Genomic DNA, 23,294 nt, shown 5'->3' with positions numbered 1-23,294 from the left:
CGCGGCGCGCAGTGGGTCATTGCGACAGTGCTTTGGCGGCCTGAACCTGACCTTCGAAGTAAGTCTGGAACGAGATCGCGAGGCCTGTCATCAGCAGGAACGCGCCGATCAGCAGTGAAAAGATCACGATGAAAATGACGGTCCAGCCAGAGCGGCTTTTGCGCTGGGTTTGTGCGTTGAACTGCGCGTCCCATTTTTCATCCGGACGCAGGCCGTAGACGATCGCGGCCAGAAAAGCGGAGAGCAGCGAAACGGCGCCGAAAAACGCGAGCACCCAGCCGAGCATCGAGGCTCGTTCACTCGCCACCACCAGCATGGCGCCTGGAATCCCGATCAGCGTGCCGAGCAGGTGCGCCCAGCCGTAGATGTCGCGCAAGCCGTACAAATAGAAGCGGTGTGCGCCGATGCTGCCGAAGAAGAAGGCCAGCGCTGCGGTAATCGTCTTGGATCTGAAATGCGAGGAAGTCGAAGCAAGGGTGGACATGTAGGCGAGGGCAGAGTGACAACAGGCTATCGGAAGGAACGGGGCGCCGGTGGGCGGGCCGACGCGCATTCTACGCCCGCGGCACGCATACGGTTAAGGCTGAGGCGCTGAATAGGTCACGCGATAGACCGCGCCGGCGTAGTCGTCGCTGATCAGGAGCGAGCCGTCAGGCATTGGTTGCACGTCGGCGGGGCGACCCCATACCGATTCGCCCGGCTGGAGCCAGCCTTCGGCAAAGACTTCCTGGCGCGTGCTGCTGCCGTCCGGGTTGGTGATCACTCGCACGACACGGTAGCCGACCTTTTTGCTGCGATTCCACGAGCCGTGTTCGGCAATAAAAATATTGTTGCGATACGCGGCCGGGAACATCGAGCCGCTGTAAAAGCGCATGCCGATCGCGGCGACGTGCGCGCCGAGTTTGACAACCGGCGGCGTGAAGGCGCTGCATGGATGATCTTTGCCGAATTCGGGGTCGGGCGTGTCGCCGCCGTGGCAGTACGGAAAGCCGAAATCCATGCCGGCGCGCGGAGCGCGGTTGAGTTTGTCGTCCGGTACGTCGTCGCCCATCAGGTCGCGGCCGTTATCGGTGAACCACAACTCATGCGTCACCGGATGCCACGCAAAGCCGACGGTGTTGCGAATGCCGCGCGCCACGACTTCATAATGGCTGCCGTCCGGGTCCATGCGGCCGATCATCCCAAAGCGGTCGCGGCCCTTCAGGCAGACGTTGCAGGGCGCACCTTGCGGCACGTACAGCTTGCCATCCGGGCCGAAAGCGATGAATTTCCAGCCATGATGGGTCTCCGTCGGCAGTGAGTCGGTGACCACGACCGGCTTGGGCGGATCATTCAGATGGGCGTCGATCGCGTCAAAGCGTAGAATTTTCGACACTGCGGAGACGTACAGCGTGCCATCCCGCCATGCCACGCCTGCCGGCGTTTCCAGGCCGGAGGCGATCACGTGGCGAGCCGTCACGCGCCCATTCTGCAATTCGAGCGCGTAGACGTGACCGTCAAGGCTGCCTATATAAAGAATGCCCTTCGGCGAGAGCGCCATGGCCCGTGCGCTTGGTACGGCGTCCGAGAGGACCTCGATGTGGAAGCCGGGCGGCAGTTTGATGCGCTCGACCGGCAGCGCGGCCAGCACCGGCAGCGCCGTGGCGGCGAGCAACAACGCTGCGCCCGCTCGCAAGGCCTGAACGCGGGCGGCGCGCAAAAAGCCTGTAATCGGCGAAAAGCCGGCAACTCGCCGAAAGACGGCGCGTGAAGCGAAAAAAAACGCAGCTGGCGGGAGGAGTTTCACGGGCGTTCCGTCAGGTAATTCGGGCGTTTCGGCGTGTTTCGAGGCCTTGGCCTGTATGGCCGGCACAACCCCGTCGTGCAGTTTATCCCGGTAAGTGTTTGTTATGGCGTCGGTTTCCCGCTATAATCGCGTGTTTCAGTCGTTCCGAACCCCGGTTTTCAAGGATTCTAGTATGGTCATCATCCGCTTGGCTCGTGGCGGCTCCAAGAAGCGCCCGTTCTACAACATCGTCGCAACCGATTCGCGTAACCGTCGTGACGGTCGCTTCATCGAACGCGTTGGTTTCTACAACCCGGTCGCTACGAAGGGTGAGTCGCTGCGTATCGCTCAAGATCGCCTGACGTACTGGCAAGGTGTTGGCGCACAACTGTCGCCGACCGTTCAGCGTCTCGTGAAAGAAGCGCAAAAGGCGCAGCCGGCTGCTTAATGGTAGCTAGCATGCGTATCGTCGTCGGTTCGGCCGGCGGCTCGCGCAGCTTGCGTGAGCAGTCCGATGCGCGAGTTTTGCTGAAGCAGACGTCGAAGTTGGCAGCGAGGTTCTCTTATGCCTGAACGTGATTCCGGCAATTCAGGTCGCGTAAAGGCAAAAGCGGCAGCCCCGCGCGCGAAGACGTCTGGTCAGGCGCCGTTCGGTGCATTCGTCCGCAAGCCGGTCGAAGCGGCCGAAGGGCAGGCGAAAGCCAAAGTTGCAAACGCCGCTTCCAGCGCAGCAGAAATGCGAGCGGAAACGGTGGAAAGCTGGCCGGCCGATGCGGTCGAGGTCGGTGCAATCGTCGACGCTTACGGCCTCAAAGGCTGGGTCAAGGTAGCCGCGCATGCGGATGCCGGCCACGGCGGAGACGCATTGCTAAGCGCGAAGCGCTGGTGGTTGCTGAAAGGCCACGAGCGCAAGTCGGCGCCGTCATTACAGGCAAAAACGCATAGCGACAGTATCGTTGCCCATCTGGGCGGCGTAGCTGACCGCGATGTGGCACTGGCACTGCGCGGCACGCGCGTTTATATTAGCCGCAGCGAATTTCCGGCCCTCGGGGCCGACGAATTCTACTGGGTCGACCTGCTCGGCCTGGATGTGGTGAACGTTGCCGGGGTCCACCTCGGCAAGGTTGCAGACATGATCGACAACGGTGCGCACTCGGTGTTGCGCATCGAATATCCGGATACCGACAAAAGCGGCAAGCCGGTCACCGGCGAGCGTTTGATCCCGTTCGTCGGCGTCTTTGTCAAAACGGTGGATCAGGCGGCGAAGCAGATCATCGTCGACTGGGAAACCGATTACTAAATAACTCGCTGACTGGAGAGAGCGATGCAGTTCGATGTCGTGACGCTCTTTCCTGACATGTTTCGTGCGCTGACCGACTGGGGCATCACCAGCCGTGCGGCGAAGCAGGAGCGCTACGGGTTGCGCACGTGGAATCCACGCGATTTCACTACCGACAACTACCGCACAATCGACGATCGCCCCTACGGCGGCGGCCCCGGCATGGTGATGCTGGCCAAGCCTCTCGAAGACGCGATCGGCGCGGCGAAAGCAGCGCAGGCGGAGCAGGGCATCGGCGCGTCGCGCGTCGTGATGATGTCGCCGCAAGGCGCCACGCTGAATCACGATCGCGTCATGCAGTTCGCGGCTGAGCCCGGTCTGATCCTGTTGTGCGGGCGCTATGAAGCGATCGATCAGCGTTTGCTCGACCGTGTCGTCGACGAAGAGGTCAGCCTCGGCGACTTCGTGCTGTCAGGCGGCGAATTGCCGGCGATGGCGTTGATGGATGCCGTGGTACGTCAGTTGCCCGGCGTGCTGAACGATTCGCAGTCGGCGGTGCAGGACAGTTTCGTCGACGTGCTGCTGGATTGTCCGCATTACACGCGTCCGGAGGAATACGACGGCGTGCGTGTGCCTGATGTGCTGCTTGGCGGCCATCATGCGGAAATCGAAGCGTGGCGTCGGCGTGAAGCCTTGCGCAACACGTTGAACAAACGGCCCGATCTGATCGTGAAGGCCAGAAAGAACAAGATGTTGAGCCGTGCCGACGAGGCATGGCTTACGAGTCTCGCGAAGGAAGTGTCGAAGGCGTAAGGCCTTGGGCTTTCGAGCGGACATAGGCGGTGCCGCGCATGCGTGTACGGCGCCAGATGTGAACCCATCCTCTATCGGGGCCGTAGCCGAGCAGTTTTCTGTGAGGCAGGTACGAACGCCGACAAGATGGACCTAGGAGTCAGTGATGAATCTGATTGCAATACTCGAGCAGGAAGAAATCGGCCGTGCCCTCGGCGAGAAGACCATCCCCGAATTCGCCCCTGGCGATACGGTGATCGTCAGCGTGAACGTGGTTGAAGGTACGCGTAAGCGTGTTCAGGCTTACGAAGGCGTCGTGATCGCCAAGCGTAACCGTGGTCTGAATTCGTCGTTCATCGTCCGCAAGATTTCGTCGGGCGAAGGCGTCGAGCGTACGTTCCAGACGTACTCGCCGCTGCTGGCAAGCATCGTCGTGAAGCGTCGTGGCGATGTGCGTCGTGCGAAGCTGTACTACCTGCGCGACCGTTCGGGCAAGTCGGCTCGGATCAAGGAAAAGCTGGTCGCCAAGAAAGACCGCGCTGCTCCGGAAGCGTAAAAGCTGTAAGAAAAAGCACCCCTCGCGGGTGCTTTTTTGTTTGCCAGGTCAAAATAGCGGAATGTCCCCTAACCGCTCATTCCGAGAGACCCGTTGATCCGCCCCGCCTTTGAGCCTGAAACTCTACCTGTCGAAGCGACGGGTGCCGATCTGCCACCGGTGGTTGCCGGGCGCCTGACGCCGGACGGTCTGCGTGCGCGCTTCGAGCAGCGTCTGAGCTGGACGCCTGAGCCGATTATCGAAGCACCGTGGCGCGATACGCACGTCGATCCGCGCGTTGCCGCCGTGCTGGTGCCGCTGGTCGTGCGCGACAACGGCCTCACCGTCCTCCTGACTCAACGTGCCGACCATCTGAACGACCACGCCGGCCAGGTGAGTTTTCCCGGCGGCCGTCATGAACCGTTCGACGCGGATGCAACCGCCACGGCGTTGCGCGAGGCGCAGGAAGAGGTCGGTCTCGATCCGTCGCGCGTTGAAATTCTCGGTGCGTTGCCCGACTATCTGACGGGCACCGGTTTTCGTGTGACGCCCGTGATCGGTCTGGTGCATCCACCCTTCACGTTGAAAGCGGATGCGCTCGAGGTGGCCGAAGTCTTCGAGGTACCGCTCGCTTTCCTGATGGACCCCGCGCATCACGAAGAGCGCGTGTTTCGTTACGAAGGCGGTCAGCGTCGCTTTTTCGCCATGCCTTATCCGCGGCCTGCGTCGGAGGAAGTTGCAGAACGCGAGGGGCAGGTGGGCGGTCACTACTTCATCTGGGGGGCGACGGCGGCGATGCTGCGCAACTTCTATCGCTTTCTCGCGGCTTGAATCGCCGCGGGTTGTGCACTTGTTGGGTGTTTGTCAACGTCCGTGCTCAGTGGCATCCGACCCTGTGCTATCGTTATAAAACAATCGTAAAAACTCGAAAAGCACGGCGCATCGCATGACTTTTTTCTCCGTATTGCTGGCTCTGATTATTGAACAGGTCCGCGCGCTGTCGCTGAACAATCCGGTGGCGGCATTGCTTCAATACCATGCGGAGTCGGCGGCGCATGGATTCGATGCCGGCAAGCCCAAGCATGGCTTGCTCGCGTGGCTGGTGGTGGTGGTGCCCTGGACGCTGGCCGTCGCGCTCATCTACTACGTGCTTTATCACATTCACTTCGCGCTGGCGTTCCTGTGGAACGTCGCGGTGCTGTACTTCACGCTCGGTTTCCGGCAGTTCAGCCACTACTTCACGGATATCCACCTCGCGTTGAACAACGACGACGTCCCGCGCGCGCGTGAAATCCTGAATGAATGGACCGGGCTCGATACCGTGGATATGCCCGTCAGCGAGATCGTGCGTCATACGCTGATTCACGCGGTGGTCGCCTCGCATCGGCATGTGTTCGGCGTGTTCTTCTGGTTTTTGATTCCGGTCGGACCGGCGGGCGCGGTGCTGTATCGCATCGCCGAGTATCTGGCGCGCACGTGGGCACGGCCGGTCGACGATCGCACCGCGGCGTTTTCGAGCTTCGCGCAACGTGCTTTCTTCGTGATCGACTGGGTGCCGGCGCGGCTCACATCGCTGGGCTTTGCGATTGTCGGCAATTTCGAAGACGCGATTTATGCATGGCGCAATCACGCGCGTCAGTGGCCGGATGCGAACGACGGCGTGTTGCTGGCTGCGGGAAGCGGCGCGTTGGGCGCGCGATTGAGCGGACCGCTTGCCGAACCCTCGAGCCTCGATGCGCTGACCACGGGCGACGGCGGCCCGATGCAAGTCGGCGACGACTGCACGCCGCGTACGCTGCAATCGGCTGTGGGTCTTGTGTGGCGTGCGGTGGTGCTATGGATGATTTTGCTGTTGATGCTGACGATCGCGGTGTGGCTTGCCTGATGCAGCTCGCTTGAATCAGCGCGCAAATAACGCAACGCAGAAAAAAGCCGGGTCATGAGAACCCGGCTTTTTTATTGCCCACGGCACGGCGGTTTTACCGCGCCGCACCTGAGTCTCAACCCCTTCACCCATCCAGCGGATCCCGCGCCGTCCCACACTGCCAACACACCGTGAACTGCGCCTCAAGCGTCTCCCCGCACTGACGGCATCGCCACGAAGGCGACCCCGCAGCCGGGCCATGCGAAGCCGCATCGATCAACCGCCGTGCCATCACCTCATCGCGCTCATCCACAAGCCACAGCTCCGGCGCGCACTGATCCGCCGGAATATCGCCGAGCGCGCCGTTCAGATAGCGGTTGTGCAACTCGCAAGCGATGCCCGCCGTCTCCAGCACATTGACCCAATGCTGTCCGATGATCAGATTCGGCGCGCGCATCAATTTCATCGTGAATCCATGGTTTGACAGCGGCGCGCGTTAGCGCACGATCTGGCTGGCTTCGTGTACCAGTTGCGCATACAGGGCATGCCGTTCGCGCCGGATGCTGCCGTCGGCGACCGCTTCGAGAATCGCGCAGCCCGGCTCCTGCAAGTGATGGCAGTTGTAGAAGCGGCAGTTCGGCAGCAACGGCCGGAACTCGGGAAACGCGCGTTCGAGCCGGCCTTCGGTCAGATGGTGCAGGCCGAATTCCTGGAAGCCCGGCGAATCGATCAACGCACCGCCGTCGGCGCTAGGCAAAGGGTAGAGCCGCGTGAACGTGGTGGTGTGCCGGCCGCTGTTCAACGCGGTCGAGATCTCGCGCGTCGCGACTTCGGCATCCGGAATCAGCAGATTCACTAACGTCGATTTGCCCATGCCGGACTGGCCGAGCAGCAGCGTCGAGTGACCTTGCAGATGCTCGAGCAAAGCGGGGCGCGCGGCCTCAGGCTGCGTCTTGATCGACACTTCGACAACGGTGTAGCCGAGCGCGCGGTACGGCTCGAGCCGCTTACGCGCACCCTCCAGCGCGCCGGTCACGTCGATTTTGTTCAGCACGATCAACGGCTTCAACTCGTTTGCCTCTGCGGCGACCAGCGCGCGGCCGAGCAGGTCTTCGCTGAAATGCGGCTCGGTTGCGAGCACGATCAGCAACTGGTCGAGATTCGCGGCAAACAGTTTCGACTTGTACTGATCGGAGCGATACAGCAGATTGCGCCGCTCGCCGATTTCGACGATCACACCCTGATCCGCCGAAGTCGGTTCGTAAATCACGCGGTCGCCAACCGCCACTTCGCTGCGCTTGCCGCGCGGGAAGCATTGAAGCATCGGACTGCCGTCTTCCGGCGCGACCAGGTAGTGTCGCCCGTGAGCGGCAATCACCAGGCCGCCTACGCGCGTGCTGGACGGCGCGCGCGGCGCTTTCGGGGAGCGGCCGCTCATGCGTGCCGCAACAGGCGGTCGATCCGCTGCGACGCCGGCGGATGCGAGTAATAGAACGCGGTGTAGAGCGGATCGGGCGTCAGGGTCGACGCGTTGTCCTCGTACAGCTTGACGAGCGCGTTGACGAGGTCTTGCGCATCGGTTTGCGTCGCGGCGAAGGCATCGGCCTCGAACTCGTGCTTGCGCGAGCTGAGGCTGCCGAGCGGCGTGACGAAGAACAGGAACACCGGCAGCGCGAGGAAGAACAGCACCAGCGCGAGGCCGCTATTGCCGCCGATCAGCGACGGCCGCACGCCCAGTCCTTCATAGAACCAGACGCATTGCGTCAGCCAGCCGAGCAGGGCGAGCATCACGAGGCTGAGCGCGAACATGACGACCATCCGCTTGATCACGTGACGGCGCTTGAAGTGGCCGAGTTCGTGCGCGAGCACCGCTTCGATCTCGTTGCCCGACAGGCGCGCGAGCAGCGTGTCGAAGAACACGATCCGCTTGGCCGCGCCGAAGCCCGTGAAATACGCATTGCCGTGCGCCGAACGACGGCTGCCGTCCATCACGAACAGGCCCTTGGCGGCGAACCCGCAGCGCTTCATCAGTGCTTCGATGCGGCTTTTCAGCGCCTCGTCCTTGAGCGGCTCGAACTTGTTGAAGAGCGGCGCGATAAACGACGGATACAGCACCAGCACGAGCAACTGGAACGCGACCCAGACGATCCACGTCCACAGCCACCACAGGCTGCCCGCCTGGTTCATCAGCCATAGCACGACGAACAGCAGCGGCAGGCCAAACGCGGCGCCGAGCAGGACGCCCTTGAGACGGTCGAGGAAGAAAATACCCTTGCTCATGCGGTTGAAGCCGAAGCGTTGCTCGACCACGAATTGCCGGTAGTACTCGAACGGCAGATCGATCACGCTGGTGATCGCGATCACCGCCGCGACCAGCGCGATCTGACCGGCGTAGCCGCGGCCCAGCCAGTCGGAGATCGCCAGATCGAGCGCCTGCACGCCGCCCAGCAGCGTGAGCCCAATCAGCACTGCCGCGCCGACGACGATCTCAATCATGGTGAGGCGTGTGCGTTCGACGGTGTAGTCGGCGGCGCGCTGGTGCGCGGTGAGCGCGATGGTGCCGGCAAACTGGCTGGGCACCTGCTCGCGATGGCCGGCGACGAAGCGGATCTGCCGCGACGCGAGCCACAGCTTGGTGCCGACCATCGCCACGACGGCGACGACGAACAGAACAGTGAAGTACAGGGTAGGCATCCGGGGATTCCGTGGTATCTATGCGAGAATTATATGTTTCTTCCCGCCTGGCGGCGGGGGGATAAGATCAAACCCGGCTTTAACCAATCTCATACGAACATTCGCCGCGGCAAGCGCGCTTCCGGAGAAGCCGTCTGCGCGGCCATCAGGGCTGCCTTCATGACTGACATCCTCGCCTCCACCGAACAGCCGCCGCTCGTGCGCAGCGACATGAATCTCGTCTGGCTGGACATGGAAATGACCGGCCTCGAGCCGGACACCGACCGCATCATCGAAATCGCGGTGGTCGTGACGAATTCGACGCTCGACCGCCTGATCGAAGGGCCGGTGCTGGCGATTCATCAGAGCGACGAAACGCTCGCCAAAATGGATCAGTGGAACCAGAACACGCATGGCCGCTCGGGGCTGATCGACCGCGTGAAGGCGTCGACGGTGAGCGAAGCCGACGCGACCGAACAGATTCGCGAATTTCTTAGCGCTTATGTTCCGCCGGGCAAATCGCCGATGTGCGGCAACTCGATCTGCCAGGACCGCCGCTTCATGGCGCGCTGGATGCCGGATCTGGAACGCTTCTTCCATTACCGCAATCTCGACGTCAGCACGCTGAAGGAATTGTGCCGCCGCTGGCAGCCGGCGATCTACAAGGGTTTCCAGAAACGCGCCATGCACACGGCGCTGGCCGACATCCATGAATCGATCGACGAGCTGAAGTACTACCGCGAGCACTTCCTGATTCCGACGGCGCCGGAAGCGCCGGCGGCGGAGTAACGCAGCTGTGGCTGCGGCGGCGGTTGCGCTGTTAGTGGAGTAACATCGCCGCGGCTTTGAACTCAACCCTGCCGGGGGGCGCGCACCGCGTTCTTCGGCCGGAACGCCTTCACGACGTCGGCGTTCGTTTCCACATACGGGCCGCCGATCAGGTCGATGCAGTAAGGCACCGCGGCGAAAATCCCCGGCACCTTCACGGCGCCCCCCGCGTCTGCGTCACGTAAACCTTCCAGCGTTTCCTTGATCGACTTCGGCTGCCCCGGCAGGTTGACGATCAGCGCCGCGTGATCCGCGGTTTCGCGGATCACCGCCACCTGGCGCGACAGAATCGCGGTCGGCACGAAATTCAGGCTGATTTGCCGCATCTGCTCGCCGAAACCAGGCATTTCCTTGGTCGCCACCGCCAAAGTCGCTTCTGGCGTCACGTCGCGGCGCGACGGGCCGGTGCCGCCGGTGGTCAGCACCAGATCGCAACCCACTTCATCGACCAGTTCGATCAGCGTGGTGGAAATGGTGGGCGCATCGTCCTGAATCAGGCGCGTGACCACCTGGAACGGCGAGGTCAGGGCGGCGCCGAGCCATTCCTGCAGCGCCGGAATGCCTTTGTCCTCGTAGACGCCCGTCGACGCACGATCGCTGATCGACACGAGGCCGATCACGATTTCGTCCGGATGCTCACGCACCAGCTTACGCGTTGCCTTATTCGTCGCGGTCGTCATCGTCGTCTTCCAGCGCGTCTTCTGCATCGGAATCGGTGTCGGCAGACGGGCCGTCGGCGTTCTTGATCCACTGGAACAGCTCGCGGAAATAGCGCGGCGGCTTGCTTTGCTGCGCTTCCTTGCGGGCGTTGCGGATCAGCGTGCGGCCTTGCTGCGGATCGGCGTTCGGGTGCTGGCGGATGAATTCGGTCAGCGCGGCGTCGTCGGCGAGCAGCTTTTCGCGGGTGCGCTCGATCCAGTGCAGCTTGGCCGTTTCCGCCTTGTTGACGCCGTTATAGGTGTCGAGCGCGGTGCGCAGGGCGGCGGTTTCCTCGTCCAGCAGCGAGCGCATCACGCGCCCGACGTACTGCACCTGGCGGCGCTTGCCTTCGTGATCGGTGATGCGGCGCGCTTCGCGCACGGCGTCGTCGAGCTTTTCGGGCATCGGCATGCGTTTGAGCGCATCTTTCGGCAGGGCGATCAGCGCCGCGCCCAGTTCCTGCAGCTCGTGCATTTCGCGCTTGAGCTGGGACTTGCTGGGGCGGTCGTAGCCGTTCTCGTCGACTTCCGGCTCGGCGGATTCGATGGGTTGAATGCGGGTTTTGCGTGTCATACCGATATTGTAGCGTGCCGCGCACGCCGGACCCGCCGTGCTGCTGCGCACAAGTGCGCTCGCCGGCTCCGGCGGACGCGGCGAATGCCAGGTACGGCTTCGCAACCCTTGCTATGATCGCGGGATGCGTGACTACGCAAACGCGCACGCAAATGCACCAGCAAATGCGCACGCAGGTGCGTGGCATGGGCGAACACACAGGGCCGCTCGGCCCCGAACAGGACGGCAACGACAATGGCAGCAGACATGGACGTCAAGCAGCGCTTTTTTCCGCATACCCAGGATGAACTGAAGGAAATCGCCTCGGACATCCTTCGTCACGCGAAGTCGCTCGGCGGCACCGACGCGGCGACCGAGATCTCCGAAGGCGACGGCCTGTCCGTCTCCGTGCGGCGCGGCGAAGTCGAGACGATCGAACACAACCGCGACAAGATGGTCGGCGTGACGGTGTTCATCGGCAACAAGCGCGGCAACGCGAGCACCTCGGATTTTTCGTCGCAAGCCTTGAAGGACACGGTCGCGGCGGCGTACAACATCGCCCGCTTCACCGCGGAAGACGACTGCGCGGGTCTCGCCGAGGCAGACCTGCTCGAAACCGCGCCGCGCGATCTCGATCTGTATCACCCGTGGAATCTGACGGCCGACGAAGCGGTGGAAATCGCCCGCCGCTCGGAAGACGCCGCGTTCGCCACCGATCCGCAGATCAAGAACTCGGAAGGCGCGAGCGTCTCGGCGCAGCACTCGCAATTCGTGCTGGCTACGTCGCGCGGCTTCCTTGCCGGCTATCCGTACTCGCGCCACTACATCGCTTGCGCTCCGATCGCCGGCAGCGCGCGCAACATGCAGCGCGACGACTGGTACACGTCGACCCGCAGCGCGGCCGACCTCGCCGATCCGGAAGCGGTGGGCCGCTACGCCGCGCAACGGGCGCTGTCGCGCATCGGCGCGCGCGGGCTCGACACCCGCAAGGTGCCGGTGCTGTTCGAAGCGCCGCTCGCCGCCGGCATTCTCGGCGCGTTCGTCCAGGCCACCAGCGGCGGCGCGCTGTACCGCAAGACCTCGTTCCTCGTCGATAGCCTCGGCAAGCCGGTGTTCGCGCCGCACGTCCAGGTGGTCGAAGATCCGCACGTCGCGCGTGCAATGGGTAGCGCGCCGTTCGACGAAGAAGGGGTTCGCACGAAACAACGTTCGGTGGTGAAGGACGGTGTAGTGGAAGGCTATTTCCTGTCCACTTACTCGGCGCGCAAGCTCGGCATGCAGACAACCGGTAACGCCGGCGGCTCGCACAATCTGTCGCTGCGCAGCTCGAAGACGCGCCCGGGAGACGACTTCGAAGAAATGCTGAAGAAGCTCGGCACGGGCCTGTTGCTGACCGAACTGATGGGGCAGGGCGTGAACTACGTGACGGGCGACTATTCGCGCGGCGCGTCGGGCTTCTGGGTCGAGAACGGCAAGATCCAGTATCCGGTCGAGGAAATCACGGTGGCGAGCACCTTGCAGGAGATGTTCCGCCATATCGTCGCGATCGGCGCGGATACGATCACGCGCGGCACCAAGGAAACGGGCTCGGTGCTGATCGAACGGATGACGATCGCCGGGCAGTAAGCGGGTCGATCAAGCGCTGGCCGGCTGCACAACGGCGCTGCAAACAGAAACGCCACGCAAGCAATTGCGTGGCGTTTTTTTATGCGTGCACGATGAGTAGCGGCGAAAGACGAATGGCAAATGCGCGAAGCGAACCGCAGACCCTCAGTCAGTCCCGCTGCAACACCCTCAAGTGCCCTTGCGCTTATACGTCACGAACGCGTAATCGAAGTCATTCGGCGCGTCGGCGCGATGCGTTTCATGCGCGACTTCTTCCCACTCGCTTTCGTCGAGTTCGGGGAAGGTGGCGTCGCCTTCGAAGTCGGCGGAGATCTCGGTGATGATCAGCTTGTCCGCCTGACGCAAACCTTCCGCATACAACTGTGCGCCGCCGATCAGAAACGCTTCCGGGGCCTGATCCTGGGCGGCCAGCTTCAGCGCGTCTTCGAGCGTGGTGGCCGCGTCGCAACCCTGAAAGCGCCGTGCGGCATCCCGTGTCACGACAATGTTGCGGCGTCCCGGCAACGGCCGGCCGATCGATTCATGCGTCTTGCGGCCCATGATGATGGGCGCGCCCATCGTGGTGCGCTTGAAGAACGCGAGGTCTTCGGGAAGTCGCCAGGGCAACTGGTTGTCGCGGCCGATCACGCCGTTATTGGCGCGAGCGACGATCAAGGTGAGCGTCGTCATCGAATGGAAAGGGGAACGTAACCAGGATGATTCTACCTGAGGTGCAACGCCGTGCCGCCATGCAAGTCGGCGGAGCACCGGCCGGGCAGCCGGTACCCCGCCAGGCGCCGCATCATTCGTGAGCAGCCTCGTCGGCGACGCTCGGTTCAAACGACGCTTTGTCATCAACGGCGACCAATTCCCGCAGTCCATGGTGACCCATCAGCCGGTACAGCGTGACGCGCGAAATATTCAGATCGATCGCCGCCTCGTTCAAGCGATGACGATGCCGCAGCAGCGCAGCTTCGATCGCGCGTTTCTCGGCGGCTTCGCGCGCCTGCGAGAGACTCATGGTCTCCTGCTCGGTGAACTGCGCAAGGTCGAGGTCTTCGGCGGAAATCAGCTTGTTTTCCGCCATCACGATCGCGCGGCGCACCCGGTTGATCAGTTCGCGCACATTGCCGGGCCAGCCGTAGTTGTACATTGCCTCGATCGCCGATGGCGTAAAGCCGCGGATCTTGCGCGCGCTGTCGGTCTTGAACTTGTGCATGATGTGATGCGCAAGAATCTCGATGTCCTTGCCGCGGGCGCGCAGCGGCGGCTCGTCGACACGCAGCACGCACAGGCGGTGGAACAGGTCGGCGCGGAACCGGCCGTCGCGCATCGCGATCTCGAGATCCACGTGGGTAGCGGAGATGATTCGCACGTCCACGGGAATCGATTCGCGGCCGCCGAGCCGGTCGATCTTGCCTTCCTGCAAAAAGCGCAGCAGGCTCGCCTGGCTTTCCATCGGCAGGTCACCGATTTCGTCGAGCAGCAGGGTGCCGCCGTCCGCGGCCTCGACCCGGCCGATCTTGCGCTGGTTCGCGCCGGTGAACGCGCCGCGTTCGTAGCCGAATAGTTCGGATTGCAGCAGATGGTGCGGAATCGCGCCGCAGTTGATGGCGATGAACGGCGCCTTGCGACGCGGCGAGCGTTCGTGGATCGCCAGCGCCGTGAGTTCCTTGCCGGTGCCGGACTCACCTGAGATGAACACGCTGGCGTCGGTGTTGGCGACTTTGCGAATCGTGCGGAAGAGTTGCTGCATCGCTTCGCAGGTGCCGACCATTTCATCTTCGTCGTCGGCAGCGGGCGCGGCAGGCGGAATCTCATCGGCATCGCACAGCGTCACCATGCCGAATGCGTGACTGGCGAGGTAGTCGATCGTGGCGTTGGCCACCGGTGTCTTGACGTAGTCGAAGCAGTAGTGGCGGATCAGGCGCCGCACGTTGGCGTCGGCGAGGCGTTCCGAAGTGGCGAGCGCAATCCAGCCGATCTGCTGTTGACGCAGGCTCGCTTCGAGCCCGCCAAGATCGCGTGGCGCAAAGCTGGCCAGGTCGACGATGCCGGCGCATATCACATCGGGTTTGAGCAGGCGCGAGACCTCATGCGCCGAGCGGGCGACCATCACATGCCAGCCGCGGCTCTTCAGATGAGCGGCGAGCGCTTCGTCCGGCGTGCGCGCGACGTACAGCAGCGACCGATCGGTCCGCGCATGCAGCAGACCGCTCCCATTCGCGGCCGGGGACGCCTCGTGCAAGCGTCCCACAGCGGCCTCCTGAGGTCGCGCCAAAGAGACTTCCGACGGCCGCCCCACGAGGACTTCCGCTGCCCGTGTCACAGAAACATCCGACGCTCGGGCAATCGACAGATGAGTGCCGGAGGGCGGTGTAACGCTGCTCAAATGGGGTGATTCGCGCACGATCAACCTCGTATCGTTGACACGTCAAAAAGTGTAGGGGAAACGCACACCGATCACGAAGTTCGGCGTGTCGGGCGTGAGGCCGACCGATACCGAACCGTTGATCGTCAAGTGCTTGTTCACTACGTGATTCAAGCCGAAGGTCAGTGCGGCCGCGGTGGTCTCGCTGCCCGGCACCTTCGAATAGGTTCCGCCTGGCGACTTGGTCTGCGACTCGGGTTCCAGCGCCATGGTGTACGAAATGCTGGCGGAATCCTTGTCTGAGAACGCGAGCGCCACGCCGCCGCCGAATTGCACGACGTCGCCGATCTTGACCGTTGCCGGTTCGGTCTGACCGATGACCGACGAGATGTCCTGGAACGAGCGGGCAATGTTGTAGGTGTACGAAACGCTGCCGAACAGCACGACCGGATCGTAGGTCTTCAACAACGACAGGCCCGCCGTGATGTTCCAGAAGCCGGTGCCGGTGGGCAGCTTGGTGGGGGCGACGAGGTTGGTGTTGTTGGCATCGACCTGCGCCAGCTTGATGCCGAACGGCGACGTACCGGTCGGCGCCTTGATGCGCAGGCTGCCGACCACATCCGGCAGATTGTTGGTTTCCTTCAGGAACTGGTAGTAGATCCCGAAATTGACGTCGCCAATATTGCTCGAATTTGCCGAGGCATCCGAGACCGTATTCGCCGCTCCGCCGGCTCCGCCGACGATGAAATTGCTGTGCCGGTAGACATAGGGCACGTCGACGTCGACGCTGATGCGGTCGGTCAGACCGTAGCGCGTGTCGAGGTCGGCCATCACCTGGTGCGACTTGGTCTCGCCGAGGTTGATGTTGCCGAGGAAAATCGCGTCGAGCGCGAGGAAGCCGGACAGTTGCAACTGGCGGCGATCGTAGTAGGTATCGTTGATACCCCAGTCGAGGGTCAGCTTGTGCTCGAACAGCGGCGTGTGCTGCTGGCTTTGCACCACTGCGTCTTCCGATTGGGTGCGCACCGGTTGCGCGGCCTTCTGCGTCTGGCCGATCGCGCCGCTGCCGTCGGTCGCGGCCGGCAGGCCGCCACCACCACCGCTGCCTTCCGGCACGGGCGGCGTGACCGGCACACCTGTCGCGGTACCCGTGGCGCCCCCCGGCGCGGGAGTACCCGGGTTCACCTGGGCAAGCGGTGGCAACGGCACAGGCAGGCCGTCTGCGCCAGGCTGCTCGGCGACCGCCGCGCTGCCGGCCTGCTCACCGTAACCCGGTGCGCCGCGGCCGCGCTGCGACATTTCGAGGTTCGTGACCTGCCGTTCGAGTGAGATGATCTGCTTTTGCTGCTCGCTGACAACACGCATGAGCGTGTTCAGCCGTTCTTCAACCGATTGATCGGCGAGCGCTTGCGCGCTGGCCCCCTGCGATAGCGCAAACAGCATGACGGCGGCTGGAATAGCCGCTAACGCCATGCGCGGCGCCCCGTTCTTTGAGAATCTGATCATTTTTGTTCCCCCGGTATTCTGACTGCGCGTCGCATGTCTCCTTGTGCATCACGCGGTCGTTTGGTACTTCGGTCTCCTTCCTGGTCGGGTGGCGGCCCGTGTTATCTCCTTACCGTGTTTTGCAGGGCTTGTAGGACGCCAATCTGGCGCAGCATCGAGGCCGACATCGGCTGCGTCTGCAAATGCAGTTGCAACTGGTTGGCGACTTGCTGGTTATTGCCTGCGATCTGCAAGAGTTGGGCAATCTTGCCGGCCTGCAGCACACTGGACGGCGCGATGGTTTGGGTCGCGATACCGCTGGGCGTCTGCAACGAAATCGAAATGCCGCCGTTGGCGAGACTGACGGAGGCTTTCACCGAGCCGTTCGAATTGCTTGCGGCGGCCGACGTTGCGTTGTTATAGGACCCGCCCGCCAGGCTGCCAGGCGAGGCGTCGAAATCGATCAGCGCCTGGTTCGTCCCGAGGTTGCCGTTGCCGGCCACCTGGGTAATCTGCGAGACGCCGTTGACGCTGACGTTCTGCCCGCCGGTTGCGCTGGCGTTGCGGTTGGCGCCGCTGCCGCCGCCCATGTTCGGACCGGTCACGGAGGCCGTTGAATTGAACTGGACGTTCGGCTGGTTGGGCGTGTTTGTACCGATGGCGAGCGAGCCCGAGGCGACAGCGGTGGCGCCGTTCGGCAACTGCCATTGCGACAGCAGGGTGATAACGACACCCGAAATGATGTCCCCAACGATGCCTTTGCCGGTCTGGTTGGCGAGGATGGCGTCGTCGACAGGTTGGAGCTTGAGCGCGCCGACGTCTTCAAACACCATAGATGTCTGCTCGGCAGCGTGTGCGACTGATGCGAGGCCGCACGTTGTGAAACACAACGCACAGCCAATGGTGAGTAAGTTTCGGTCCATGATGAGTCAGAACAACTCTGCCTTGATCAAACCGTATTCAACAAAGGGAGTCGCAGCCGTGCCGTTTTCCAGTGCACGTTCACGCAGCTTGAGCGCGAGCGACTCGTTGCCTTGCAAGAGCGGAGAATCCTCCATAAATGGCTTGCCGACGACCGCGAATACGAGGCCGTTCCATTTCTTGACGAAGTCGTCTTCCATGACGATGCGGTTGCCGAGCGCTGGGTCGGCAATGAAGACGCGGCTGTCTTCCGCGTGCTTGACGATCACGAAGTGCTCGTAGCCGTCGCTGTTCATCAGCACGAGCACAGGAATCTGCAGGTGATAGAGCGCTTCAGGCGTCACGCGGAAACCCCGGCCACGCAGGCCGATCGTTTCGACGAACTTCTTCATGTCAAGCATCGAGAAACCGTTCTTGACCACCACCTCTGGTGTCGAAAACACCATCATGCGTTGGATCATTTCGGGTTCGGGAATGTCGATGCCGTAGCCGTACTTCAGCAACGTGGCCAGAGCGGCCGAGCCGCAGCTGTAGTCGTAACGCTGCGAAACGATGTGGTTGTAGCGGATCTCGCGGATCGAACGCACGTTCACGTCGAACGGCACGCCCGCTGCTGCGTTCATGGAAAGGGCACTCTGCGCGTGACCCGTCTGCGAAAGCACGAGTCCAGCGAAGAGTGTCAGGAAAAAGCCGTGCGTTACCCTGCTCACCCCGAACATGGTATGTCCCCCCCTGCGGAGACAGCCGGCCAGCACGAGGCTGACCGGTGTCTTCCTGCGATACTGCTTTAGTTACTGATGCGACACGCTGGCGACTGCAAGGCCGTTGTGTTGCAGGTTGCCTACACCCGACGCGATATTCACCCCGATGTTGCCGCTTGCATTGGACAGAGCGCCTGAACCGAGCATCGACGAACCGGTGAAGTTGCCGCTGACGCTTGCTCCTGCGGTCTGGCAGTTCTGGTCGGATGCGATGACTTCGCCGCCATCCTTGCCGCCCTTATGACCCCAGCCCATGCCGCTGCTGCTGCTATCCGTGGTGGCCGAGGCGGCGAGGCTGTTGTTTTGCACGTTGCCGACACCCGACGCCACGTTCACCCCGATGTTGCCGGTCGCGCCCTTCAGCACGTCGGCTCCGACGCTGGCGGTGAAGTTGAAGTCACCAATCCGCGCCTTGCCGTCCGACGATTGCGTCGAGTAGATCTGCGCAGTGCCGAACACGGGGCCGACGTCCATGTTGGACAGGGCGGCATCATTGGATTGCGCGTTGTCGACACCGGTGGCCATGTTGACGCCGATATTGCCGTTCGCGGTTTGCAATGCGCCGTCGCCGATCGCAGCAGACATCACCGTCGGTTTTTCGGTGTTGATGTGCTCGGTGATGCTGCCGTAGACATTCACTGTGCCTGCGCTGATGCTGTCATGCGCGCTCCAGCCCCATGCGTTGGCGCTCGCGGAGACATGGCTGGCCTTGTAGTAGCCCGAGGCGCTTTGTTCCGCAGCCTGCGCGAAGTAGCCGGACGAATGTTCCTGTCCCCATGCGGCCTGGTGTCCCGAGGACTGCTCGGCGAAGTAGCCGCCGAAGTTATCCGAGGAGTGCGTGTTCAGTGCGGCGGCGAAGCCTGCCGCTACCCCGCCGAAGATCACGCCATTGCCGCCGCCGAGACCAGCGATGAAGCCGGCTGCCAGATAGCCGTTCGCGCTGTTGTGGGTGTTGACGTGGCTGCCGCCGGCAACCGATGCTTGGTAGCCTTGCGAGAAGCCGCTGCTTTCGCCGAAGCTGTGGCCTTGTGCGTAAGCTGCAGCCGATTGTTCTTGCGAGCCTTCGGCAAACGAGCCAGCGCTGTACGACGAGTGAACCGCGTAGTTCGAGCCACCGCCGCTGCCATTGAACCAGGATTTGGTCGAATCGATCGTCGTGGTTACGTGGCCGCTGGTGTAGCTCTGCGGAGGCGTCTTCATGTTGACGCCACCGATGTCTACATTCTGGGTGTTGTTGACCGTGGCGCCGGAGCTGCTCGACACATTGACGTGGCCGCGCAAGGTAATGAAACCGAATTCGCCAATGTCGGTGTAGATGTTGGTTGCCGTAAAGAGCTCAGCCGGGTCGCAGCCGGCCGTGCATTCGGCGTAAGCCGAGCTTGCTGCCAACGTCGACAGGACGGCCGCTGCAATGAGAGTGCGCTTCATGATGACGCTCCGATAAAGAGTGTGGCTCGTTAGAAAAAGGTGCCCGCCGGGGGACGGAGCACAAAACTGTTTGAACTGACGTTACCTGAGCCGGCTGTCTGGTTGATCTGAACGATCCCACTGACGTTTTTGAGCGCATCCGTACCGATGGATACCTCGCGTACGTCGTGGTTTTCGCCAGACCTTCCCAGACCGCCGCCCTTGGCGGTCGTAGCGGATAGCACCCCATCCGCTACGATCTCCGCTCCAATCGGTCCAGAACCAACTACGGCGCTGTTCCGCTGAAGATTCCCTACACCCGCCGACTGATTCACTTCGATAAGGCCAGAGGTGTTTGAAAATGCGTTACTGCTGATCGTGCTTTTCGCAGCCGCCGTCTTGGCGTTGGTGGCCGCGCCCTGCAAGCTGCCGATCAGGTTGAGAGGCGTGGCTCCGTTGGTGAACACGCCTTGATTCGCTTGTGCGTTATCGAGTCCGGAGGTCTCGTTGATGGCGATGACCCCGAGGCTGCCGCTGACCGCGCCTTTGCCGATAACCGACTCCGCGTCGATCTGGGCCGGCAGCGACTGGGCATGGGCCGCGAAGCTCGCGCAGCCAAGCACTGCCCAGGCAAGCAGGGGCCAGCGCGACTGTTTGCGTGACGGAAGGCGCTTGGCCGGTGCGCGTGACGTTGTCATTTCATGGCTCCTAGAGCTGCGCCCAAGGGGGCGAGTGCACTGCTGACCGACTGGGCAATCGAGCTGCCGATCCCACCTGCGCCGCCGAAGCTGGCGCCCGCGCCGACCGGAACGTTGTTGCCGGCGCCCGCCAGCATGTGTGTGATGCCGTTGGCGCCGACCAGTGCAGGCATATAGCCGTTGCCGGCGATGCCGGCCGTGCCGTGCGCGCCGTTCAGGTCGAGATCGCTCGCCATCGTGCCGATCGCGCCATCGAAGGTCGCTCTCGGGAACGTCTGGACCTGGACCGCGATCGGGTCCTGGCTCTTCGGCACCGGCACGAACGCATCGCGTGGCGTGATGTCGCGCTCGATAATGAGGTTGCCCGGCTGCGTCAACTGCTGCGCGGCGGCACTCGTTACGGCGCCGGCAGCGAGCACGCCGAGCAGCGCGCACAGCACGGCTGCCGAGGGGCGGCTGCTGTTCGGCTTCTGGGTTGAGGCGTTCATGTCAGTTCCTTGCGGGCGGACGATCGGTCGGTGCGGTCTTGGGCAGCGAGCGGCGCGTCGTGCTAATTTCTCTGGTAGCTCGTGACGTTGCCTTGAGCGGAGCGGGCGACGTCGACGGGAACCGGCAACTGCGACGGCGGGGCAATTTCGTCCCACAGCGTTACGCCGTTGCCACTGTTGTTAAAGCCGCGCATCAGTTGCGGCGTTGCTGAAACCATCAACATGCCGCCGAAGCCGCCGCGTTGGTGGGACAGCGCCTGATCGTCCAGCACGAGATCGGTCATAGACGCGGCGTCGGCGGAAATGCTCAGCGCGTTGCCGGCCAGATCGCTGCGGGGCGCGGCGCTGTCGTTCGTGGCGGCCACGGTGTTGTCCACCGCGGCGGCGCTTGTCGTATGCGTGACATCCGCAACCGTCGTGGTCGGCGAGGCCACCGCTGCGAGCGTCGTGCTCGCGAGGGTGGCGGAACCGGCATCGGCGGTTTCGGCCATCGTGGCGGATTGAGGCAGCGCGAATTCCTGTGCATTGACGCCAGCGGACAGCACGGTCAAGGTCACCGCGGCGGCGCATAGTGCGGCGCAAGGTGCAATGCTGCTCAGGTCGATGCGGAAAGCGAGTCGCATGATGTGTCTCCTTGGTGCACAGCATTTAGCGAAACGTGTGCCATGAGTCGCAATCCATTGGTGCGTCTGGATGTGACCCGCATACCGCGGAGTAACAGGTAAGAAATCGGACAAAAACGTTTCAGCGCTGAAACGGCAGGCAGAAAATACCTGTAATTCGTTAAATCCGACGGTATGAAGTACCTTCGGGTCTACGCTAGGAAAAGCGCTTCCACAATGCTTTTATTCATAAGCTGAATAACTATTTATTGGCCGCTTGGCCTTGCTGGGCAAGGGGTCCCCGATTAAATTCGCATAATTGTTTTCCAAGCGGCGCGTGTATAGTAAGCTCTCGAAAACAGCTTCAGATTTAAAAAAGCCCGCTAACGGGCCGTCTCAAACACACACGCCGCTTTCTTGGGGATCAGCTGTCCGCACGGAATGGAATGGCCGTTCGGTTTTTGCTATATCGCGAATCCCGAACGAGTCAGCGTGTCTGAACTGAAGTTCAGGTGCGTGCGTCATCCTTAACGTTCGTTGACGAGAGGATCTGAATAATGGAACCCGCAACGCGGCAACTGATTTACGTTTCACGCGATCCGAGCGCGGAACTGAATACTCGCTTCCATCAGCGCGGCTGGCATGTCGAAGTCGTGGGGTCGGCGCGCGATGTGCGCCGTGCTGTTCGCGCCGGAATGGCGGCGGGCGGCTTGCTCGATCTGTCTAGTGATTTTCAGCCACACGAAATCGCCGCCTTCGAGTCCTGTCTGACCATGCCGAACGTCGGCTGGGTTGCGGCCACCACACCTGGACAATTGCAGGACGCGGCCTTGCGCCGGCTCGTGCGGGACTATTGTTTCGACTATGTAACGGTGCCGTACTCGGGCGACAGGATCGTCGATTCGGTCGGTCATGCATACGGCATGATTTCGCTCGGCGAGCCGGCATCGAACGACGCTTCGCAAGGCGCCGAAGGTGAAATGGTCGGTTCGTGCGACGCGATGCTGGCGCTGTTCCGCTCGATCCGCAAAGTGGCCATGACCGACGCGCCGGTATTTATCTCAGGCGAGTCGGGCACCGGCAAGGAGCTGACCGCGGTCGCGATCCACGAACGCTCGGCGCGCCGTAACGCGCCTTTTGTGCCGATCAACTGCGGCGCGATTCCCCCACATCTGTTGCAATCCGAACTATTTGGCTATGAGCGCGGCGCGTTCACCGGCGCCAACCAGCGCAAGATCGGCCGCGTGGAAGCGGCCAACGGCGGCACGCTGTTTCTCGACGAAATCGGCGATCTGCCGCTCGAAAGCCAGGCGAGCCTGCTGCGCTTCCTGCAGGAGCGCAAGGTGGAGCGGCTCGGCGGCCACGGTTCAATCGACGTCGACGTGCGCATCATTTCGGCAACGCACGTAGATATGACGGCCGCGATGATCGAAGGACGGTTCCGCTCCGATCTGTATCACCGTCTGTGCGTGCTGCAAATCGACGAACCGCCGTTGCGTGCACGTGGTAAGGATATCGAACTGCTTGCGCGGCACATGCTGGAACGTTTCAAGAAAGATGCAAGCCGCCGTCTGCGCGGTTTCGCGCCCGACGCCATCGCGGCGCTGCATAACTACGGCTGGCCGGGCAACGTGCGCGAGTTGATCAATCGCGTGCGGCGCGCCATCGTGATGTCGGAAGGGCGCGCGATCACGGCACGTGATCTCGAGTTGGCCGAGTATGTGGAGATCGTGCCGGTCTCGCTCGCGCAGGCGCGCGAAGCGGCCGAACGCCAGGCCATCGAGCTCGCGCTGCTGCGTCATCGCGGCCGTCTCGGCGACGCCGCGCAGGAACTCGGCATTTCACGCGTGACGCTGTATCGCCTGCTGTGCTCGCACGGCATGCGCCATATGGAAGGCGAACCGCTGGTCACGCCGCACGGCGAATTGCCGGCCTCGGTGCCGCATCTCTGACGGGCGTCGTTGTCCAC

General features: G+C 62.6%; 25 protein-coding genes. 9 read left to right on the top strand and 16 right to left on the bottom strand.

Features of this window, described 5'->3' with window-relative positions; genetic code table 11:
• Nucleotides 1–16: 16 nt before the first annotated feature.
• A complete protein-coding gene (locus BM438_RS27470) occupies nucleotides 17–484 on the bottom strand; it encodes an NINE protein (protein WP_093640629.1) in 468 nt (155 codons plus the stop codon).
• Nucleotides 485–577: 93 nt separating this feature from the next.
• Nucleotides 578–1,786 (bottom strand): PQQ-dependent sugar dehydrogenase, encoded by a 1,209-nt coding sequence (locus BM438_RS27465; protein WP_093640626.1) that lies wholly within the window; start codon nucleotides 1,784–1,786, stop codon nucleotides 578–580.
• Between the two features lie 172 nt (nucleotides 1,787–1,958).
• On the opposite strand from BM438_RS27465, the gene rpsP reads away from it, so the two are divergent.
• From rpsP to BM438_RS27435, 6 genes are all read left to right on the top strand, one after another.
• Entirely contained in the window at nucleotides 1,959–2,213 is a 255-nt protein-coding gene (gene rpsP / locus BM438_RS27460) for a 30S ribosomal protein S16 (protein WP_006476550.1), read from the top strand.
• 117 nt (nucleotides 2,214–2,330) lie between these two features.
• Nucleotides 2,331–3,065: a ribosome maturation factor RimM gene (rimM, locus tag BM438_RS27455; protein ID WP_093640622.1), complete on the top strand. Its 735-nt coding sequence runs from the start codon at nucleotides 2,331–2,333 to the stop codon at nucleotides 3,063–3,065.
• 24 nt (nucleotides 3,066–3,089) lie between these two features.
• Nucleotides 3,090–3,857: a tRNA (guanosine(37)-N1)-methyltransferase TrmD gene (gene trmD / locus BM438_RS27450; protein WP_054036120.1), complete on the top strand. Its 768-nt coding sequence runs from the start codon at nucleotides 3,090–3,092 to the stop codon at nucleotides 3,855–3,857.
• Nucleotides 3,858–4,002: 145 nt separating this feature from the next.
• Nucleotides 4,003–4,392 carry a 50S ribosomal protein L19 gene (gene rplS, locus BM438_RS27445; protein ID WP_012433948.1) on the top strand — a complete coding sequence of 130 codons (390 nt, stop codon included), beginning with the start codon at nucleotides 4,003–4,005 and terminating at the stop codon, nucleotides 4,390–4,392.
• A 93-nt stretch (nucleotides 4,393–4,485) separates the two neighbouring features.
• On the top strand, nucleotides 4,486–5,202 hold the full coding sequence (locus BM438_RS27440) for a CoA pyrophosphatase (protein ID WP_093640619.1): 717 nt from the start codon (nucleotides 4,486–4,488) through the stop codon (nucleotides 5,200–5,202).
• 115 nt (nucleotides 5,203–5,317) lie between these two features.
• Entirely contained in the window at nucleotides 5,318–6,256 is a 939-nt protein-coding gene (locus BM438_RS27435) for a CobD/CbiB family protein (RefSeq protein ID WP_093640616.1), read from the top strand.
• Nucleotides 6,257–6,380: 124 nt separating this feature from the next.
• On the opposite strand, the gene BM438_RS27430 is transcribed toward BM438_RS27435, so the two are convergent.
• From BM438_RS27430 to BM438_RS27420, 3 genes are read right to left on the bottom strand one after another with little or no spacing between them, the layout of a single operon-like run.
• Entirely contained in the window at nucleotides 6,381–6,701 is a 321-nt protein-coding gene (locus tag BM438_RS27430) for a putative signal transducing protein (RefSeq protein WP_093640613.1), read from the bottom strand.
• Between the two features lie 30 nt (nucleotides 6,702–6,731).
• Nucleotides 6,732–7,673, bottom strand: coding sequence for a ribosome small subunit-dependent GTPase A (gene rsgA, locus BM438_RS27425; RefSeq protein ID WP_093640610.1), 942 nt, complete (start codon nucleotides 7,671–7,673; stop codon nucleotides 6,732–6,734).
• Nucleotides 7,670–8,929: a M48 family metallopeptidase gene (locus BM438_RS27420; protein WP_093640607.1), complete on the bottom strand. Its 1,260-nt coding sequence runs from the start codon at nucleotides 8,927–8,929 to the stop codon at nucleotides 7,670–7,672. The genes rsgA and BM438_RS27420 overlap by 4 nt, the downstream gene beginning before the upstream one ends.
• 159 nt (nucleotides 8,930–9,088) lie before the next feature.
• Here BM438_RS27420 and orn point away from each other — a divergent pair, with 159 nt between their 5' ends.
• Nucleotides 9,089–9,697: an oligoribonuclease gene (gene orn, locus BM438_RS27415; RefSeq protein WP_093640604.1), complete on the top strand. Its 609-nt coding sequence runs from the start codon at nucleotides 9,089–9,091 to the stop codon at nucleotides 9,695–9,697.
• Nucleotides 9,698–9,759: 62 nt separating this feature from the next.
• Here the strand turns inward: orn and mog are convergent, their stop codons facing one another.
• Complete coding sequence (gene mog, locus BM438_RS27410; RefSeq protein ID WP_093640601.1) at nucleotides 9,760–10,416, bottom strand: molybdopterin adenylyltransferase; 657 nt, start codon at nucleotides 10,414–10,416, stop codon at nucleotides 9,760–9,762.
• A complete protein-coding gene (gene yjgA / locus BM438_RS27405) occupies nucleotides 10,397–11,008 on the bottom strand; it encodes a ribosome biogenesis factor YjgA (protein ID WP_093640688.1) in 612 nt (203 codons plus the stop codon). Before yjgA ends, mog begins: the two co-directional genes overlap by 20 nt.
• A 234-nt stretch (nucleotides 11,009–11,242) precedes the next feature.
• Here yjgA and pmbA point away from each other — a divergent pair, with 234 nt between their 5' ends.
• On the top strand, nucleotides 11,243–12,613 hold the full coding sequence (gene pmbA / locus BM438_RS27400; RefSeq protein WP_054036131.1) for a metalloprotease PmbA: 1,371 nt from the start codon (nucleotides 11,243–11,245) through the stop codon (nucleotides 12,611–12,613).
• 168 nt (nucleotides 12,614–12,781) lie between these two features.
• Here the strand turns inward: pmbA and BM438_RS27395 are convergent, their stop codons facing one another.
• From BM438_RS27395 to BM438_RS27355, 9 genes are all read right to left on the bottom strand, one after another.
• On the bottom strand, nucleotides 12,782–13,282 hold the full coding sequence (locus BM438_RS27395) for a dihydrofolate reductase (protein ID WP_054036133.1): 501 nt from the start codon (nucleotides 13,280–13,282) through the stop codon (nucleotides 12,782–12,784).
• Nucleotides 13,283–13,394: 112 nt separating this feature from the next.
• The gene (locus tag BM438_RS27390; protein ID WP_372341968.1) at nucleotides 13,395–14,840 is read right to left on the bottom strand and encodes a sigma-54 dependent transcriptional regulator; all 1,446 of its coding nucleotides are present in this window, start codon (nucleotides 14,838–14,840) and stop codon (nucleotides 13,395–13,397) included.
• Between the two features lie 186 nt (nucleotides 14,841–15,026).
• On the bottom strand, nucleotides 15,027–16,469 hold the full coding sequence (locus BM438_RS27385) for a hypothetical protein (RefSeq protein ID WP_234487017.1): 1,443 nt from the start codon (nucleotides 16,467–16,469) through the stop codon (nucleotides 15,027–15,029).
• 101 nt (nucleotides 16,470–16,570) lie between these two features.
• The gene (locus BM438_RS27380; protein ID WP_093640595.1) at nucleotides 16,571–17,371 is read right to left on the bottom strand and encodes a peptidase C39; all 801 of its coding nucleotides are present in this window, start codon (nucleotides 17,369–17,371) and stop codon (nucleotides 16,571–16,573) included.
• Between the two features lie 6 nt (nucleotides 17,372–17,377).
• A complete protein-coding gene (locus BM438_RS27375) occupies nucleotides 17,378–17,992 on the bottom strand; it encodes a C39 family peptidase (RefSeq protein ID WP_234487016.1) in 615 nt (204 codons plus the stop codon).
• 168 nt (nucleotides 17,993–18,160) lie between these two features.
• On the bottom strand, nucleotides 18,161–19,558 hold the full coding sequence (locus BM438_RS27370; RefSeq protein ID WP_093640589.1) for a serine-rich family protein: 1,398 nt from the start codon (nucleotides 19,556–19,558) through the stop codon (nucleotides 18,161–18,163).
• Nucleotides 19,559–19,587: 29 nt separating this feature from the next.
• On the bottom strand, nucleotides 19,588–20,235 hold the full coding sequence (locus tag BM438_RS27365) for a hypothetical protein (RefSeq protein ID WP_093640586.1): 648 nt from the start codon (nucleotides 20,233–20,235) through the stop codon (nucleotides 19,588–19,590).
• The gene (locus tag BM438_RS27360) at nucleotides 20,232–20,723 is read right to left on the bottom strand and encodes a hypothetical protein (protein WP_234487939.1); all 492 of its coding nucleotides are present in this window, start codon (nucleotides 20,721–20,723) and stop codon (nucleotides 20,232–20,234) included. Before BM438_RS27360 ends, BM438_RS27365 begins: the two co-directional genes overlap by 4 nt.
• Before the next feature lie 62 nt (nucleotides 20,724–20,785).
• A complete protein-coding gene (locus tag BM438_RS27355; RefSeq protein WP_093640583.1) occupies nucleotides 20,786–21,346 on the bottom strand; it encodes a hypothetical protein in 561 nt (186 codons plus the stop codon).
• Nucleotides 21,347–21,882: 536 nt separating this feature from the next.
• On the opposite strand from BM438_RS27355, the gene BM438_RS27350 reads away from it, so the two are divergent.
• Entirely contained in the window at nucleotides 21,883–23,277 is a 1,395-nt protein-coding gene (locus BM438_RS27350; RefSeq protein ID WP_093640579.1) for a sigma-54 dependent transcriptional regulator, read from the top strand.
• Nucleotides 23,278–23,294: the final 17 nt, after the last annotated feature.

The organism is Paraburkholderia aspalathi, from assembly GCF_900116445.1.
GTDB lineage: Bacteria > Pseudomonadota > Gammaproteobacteria > Burkholderiales > Burkholderiaceae > Paraburkholderia > Paraburkholderia aspalathi.
The sequence above is the reverse complement of the archived record's forward strand: the minus strand, read 5'-3'. Positions and strand labels throughout refer to the sequence as shown.

Coding starts and splice junctions, on each gene's coding strand:
- rimM (WP_093640622.1), top strand. CDS start 2,331: ATGCCTGAACGTGATTCCGGCAATTCAGGTCGCGTAAAGGCAAAAGCG.
- yjgA (WP_093640688.1), bottom strand. CDS start 11,008: ATGACACGCAAAACCCGCATTCAACCCATCGAATCCGCCGAGCCGGAA.
- BM438_RS27365 (WP_093640586.1), bottom strand. CDS start 20,235: ATGACAACGTCACGCGCACCGGCCAAGCGCCTTCCGTCACGCAAACAG.
- orn (WP_093640604.1), top strand. CDS start 9,089: ATGACTGACATCCTCGCCTCCACCGAACAGCCGCCGCTCGTGCGCAGC.
- BM438_RS27380 (WP_093640595.1), bottom strand. CDS start 17,371: ATGGACCGAAACTTACTCACCATTGGCTGTGCGTTGTGTTTCACAACG.
- BM438_RS27430 (WP_093640613.1), bottom strand. CDS start 6,701: ATGAAATTGATGCGCGCGCCGAATCTGATCATCGGACAGCATTGGGTC.
- BM438_RS27395 (WP_054036133.1), bottom strand. CDS start 13,282: ATGACGACGCTCACCTTGATCGTCGCTCGCGCCAATAACGGCGTGATC.
- pmbA (WP_054036131.1), top strand. CDS start 11,243: ATGGCAGCAGACATGGACGTCAAGCAGCGCTTTTTTCCGCATACCCAG.
- BM438_RS27370 (WP_093640589.1), bottom strand. CDS start 19,558: ATGAAGCGCACTCTCATTGCAGCGGCCGTCCTGTCGACGTTGGCAGCA.
- rplS (WP_012433948.1), top strand. CDS start 4,003: ATGAATCTGATTGCAATACTCGAGCAGGAAGAAATCGGCCGTGCCCTC.
- BM438_RS27435 (WP_093640616.1), top strand. CDS start 5,318: ATGACTTTTTTCTCCGTATTGCTGGCTCTGATTATTGAACAGGTCCGC.
- BM438_RS27470 (WP_093640629.1), bottom strand. CDS start 484: ATGTCCACCCTTGCTTCGACTTCCTCGCATTTCAGATCCAAGACGATT.
- BM438_RS27355 (WP_093640583.1), bottom strand. CDS start 21,346: ATGCGACTCGCTTTCCGCATCGACCTGAGCAGCATTGCACCTTGCGCC.
- BM438_RS27360 (WP_234487939.1), bottom strand. CDS start 20,723: ATGAACGCCTCAACCCAGAAGCCGAACAGCAGCCGCCCCTCGGCAGCC.
- trmD (WP_054036120.1), top strand. CDS start 3,090: ATGCAGTTCGATGTCGTGACGCTCTTTCCTGACATGTTTCGTGCGCTG.
- BM438_RS27385 (WP_234487017.1), bottom strand. CDS start 16,469: ATGATCAGATTCTCAAAGAACGGGGCGCCGCGCATGGCGTTAGCGGCT.
- mog (WP_093640601.1), bottom strand. CDS start 10,416: ATGACGACCGCGACGAATAAGGCAACGCGTAAGCTGGTGCGTGAGCAT.
- rpsP (WP_006476550.1), top strand. CDS start 1,959: ATGGTCATCATCCGCTTGGCTCGTGGCGGCTCCAAGAAGCGCCCGTTC.
- BM438_RS27420 (WP_093640607.1), bottom strand. CDS start 8,929: ATGCCTACCCTGTACTTCACTGTTCTGTTCGTCGTCGCCGTCGTGGCG.
- rsgA (WP_093640610.1), bottom strand. CDS start 7,673: ATGAGCGGCCGCTCCCCGAAAGCGCCGCGCGCGCCGTCCAGCACGCGC.
- BM438_RS27375 (WP_234487016.1), bottom strand. CDS start 17,992: ATGAACGCAGCAGCGGGCGTGCCGTTCGACGTGAACGTGCGTTCGATC.
- BM438_RS27350 (WP_093640579.1), top strand. CDS start 21,883: ATGGAACCCGCAACGCGGCAACTGATTTACGTTTCACGCGATCCGAGC.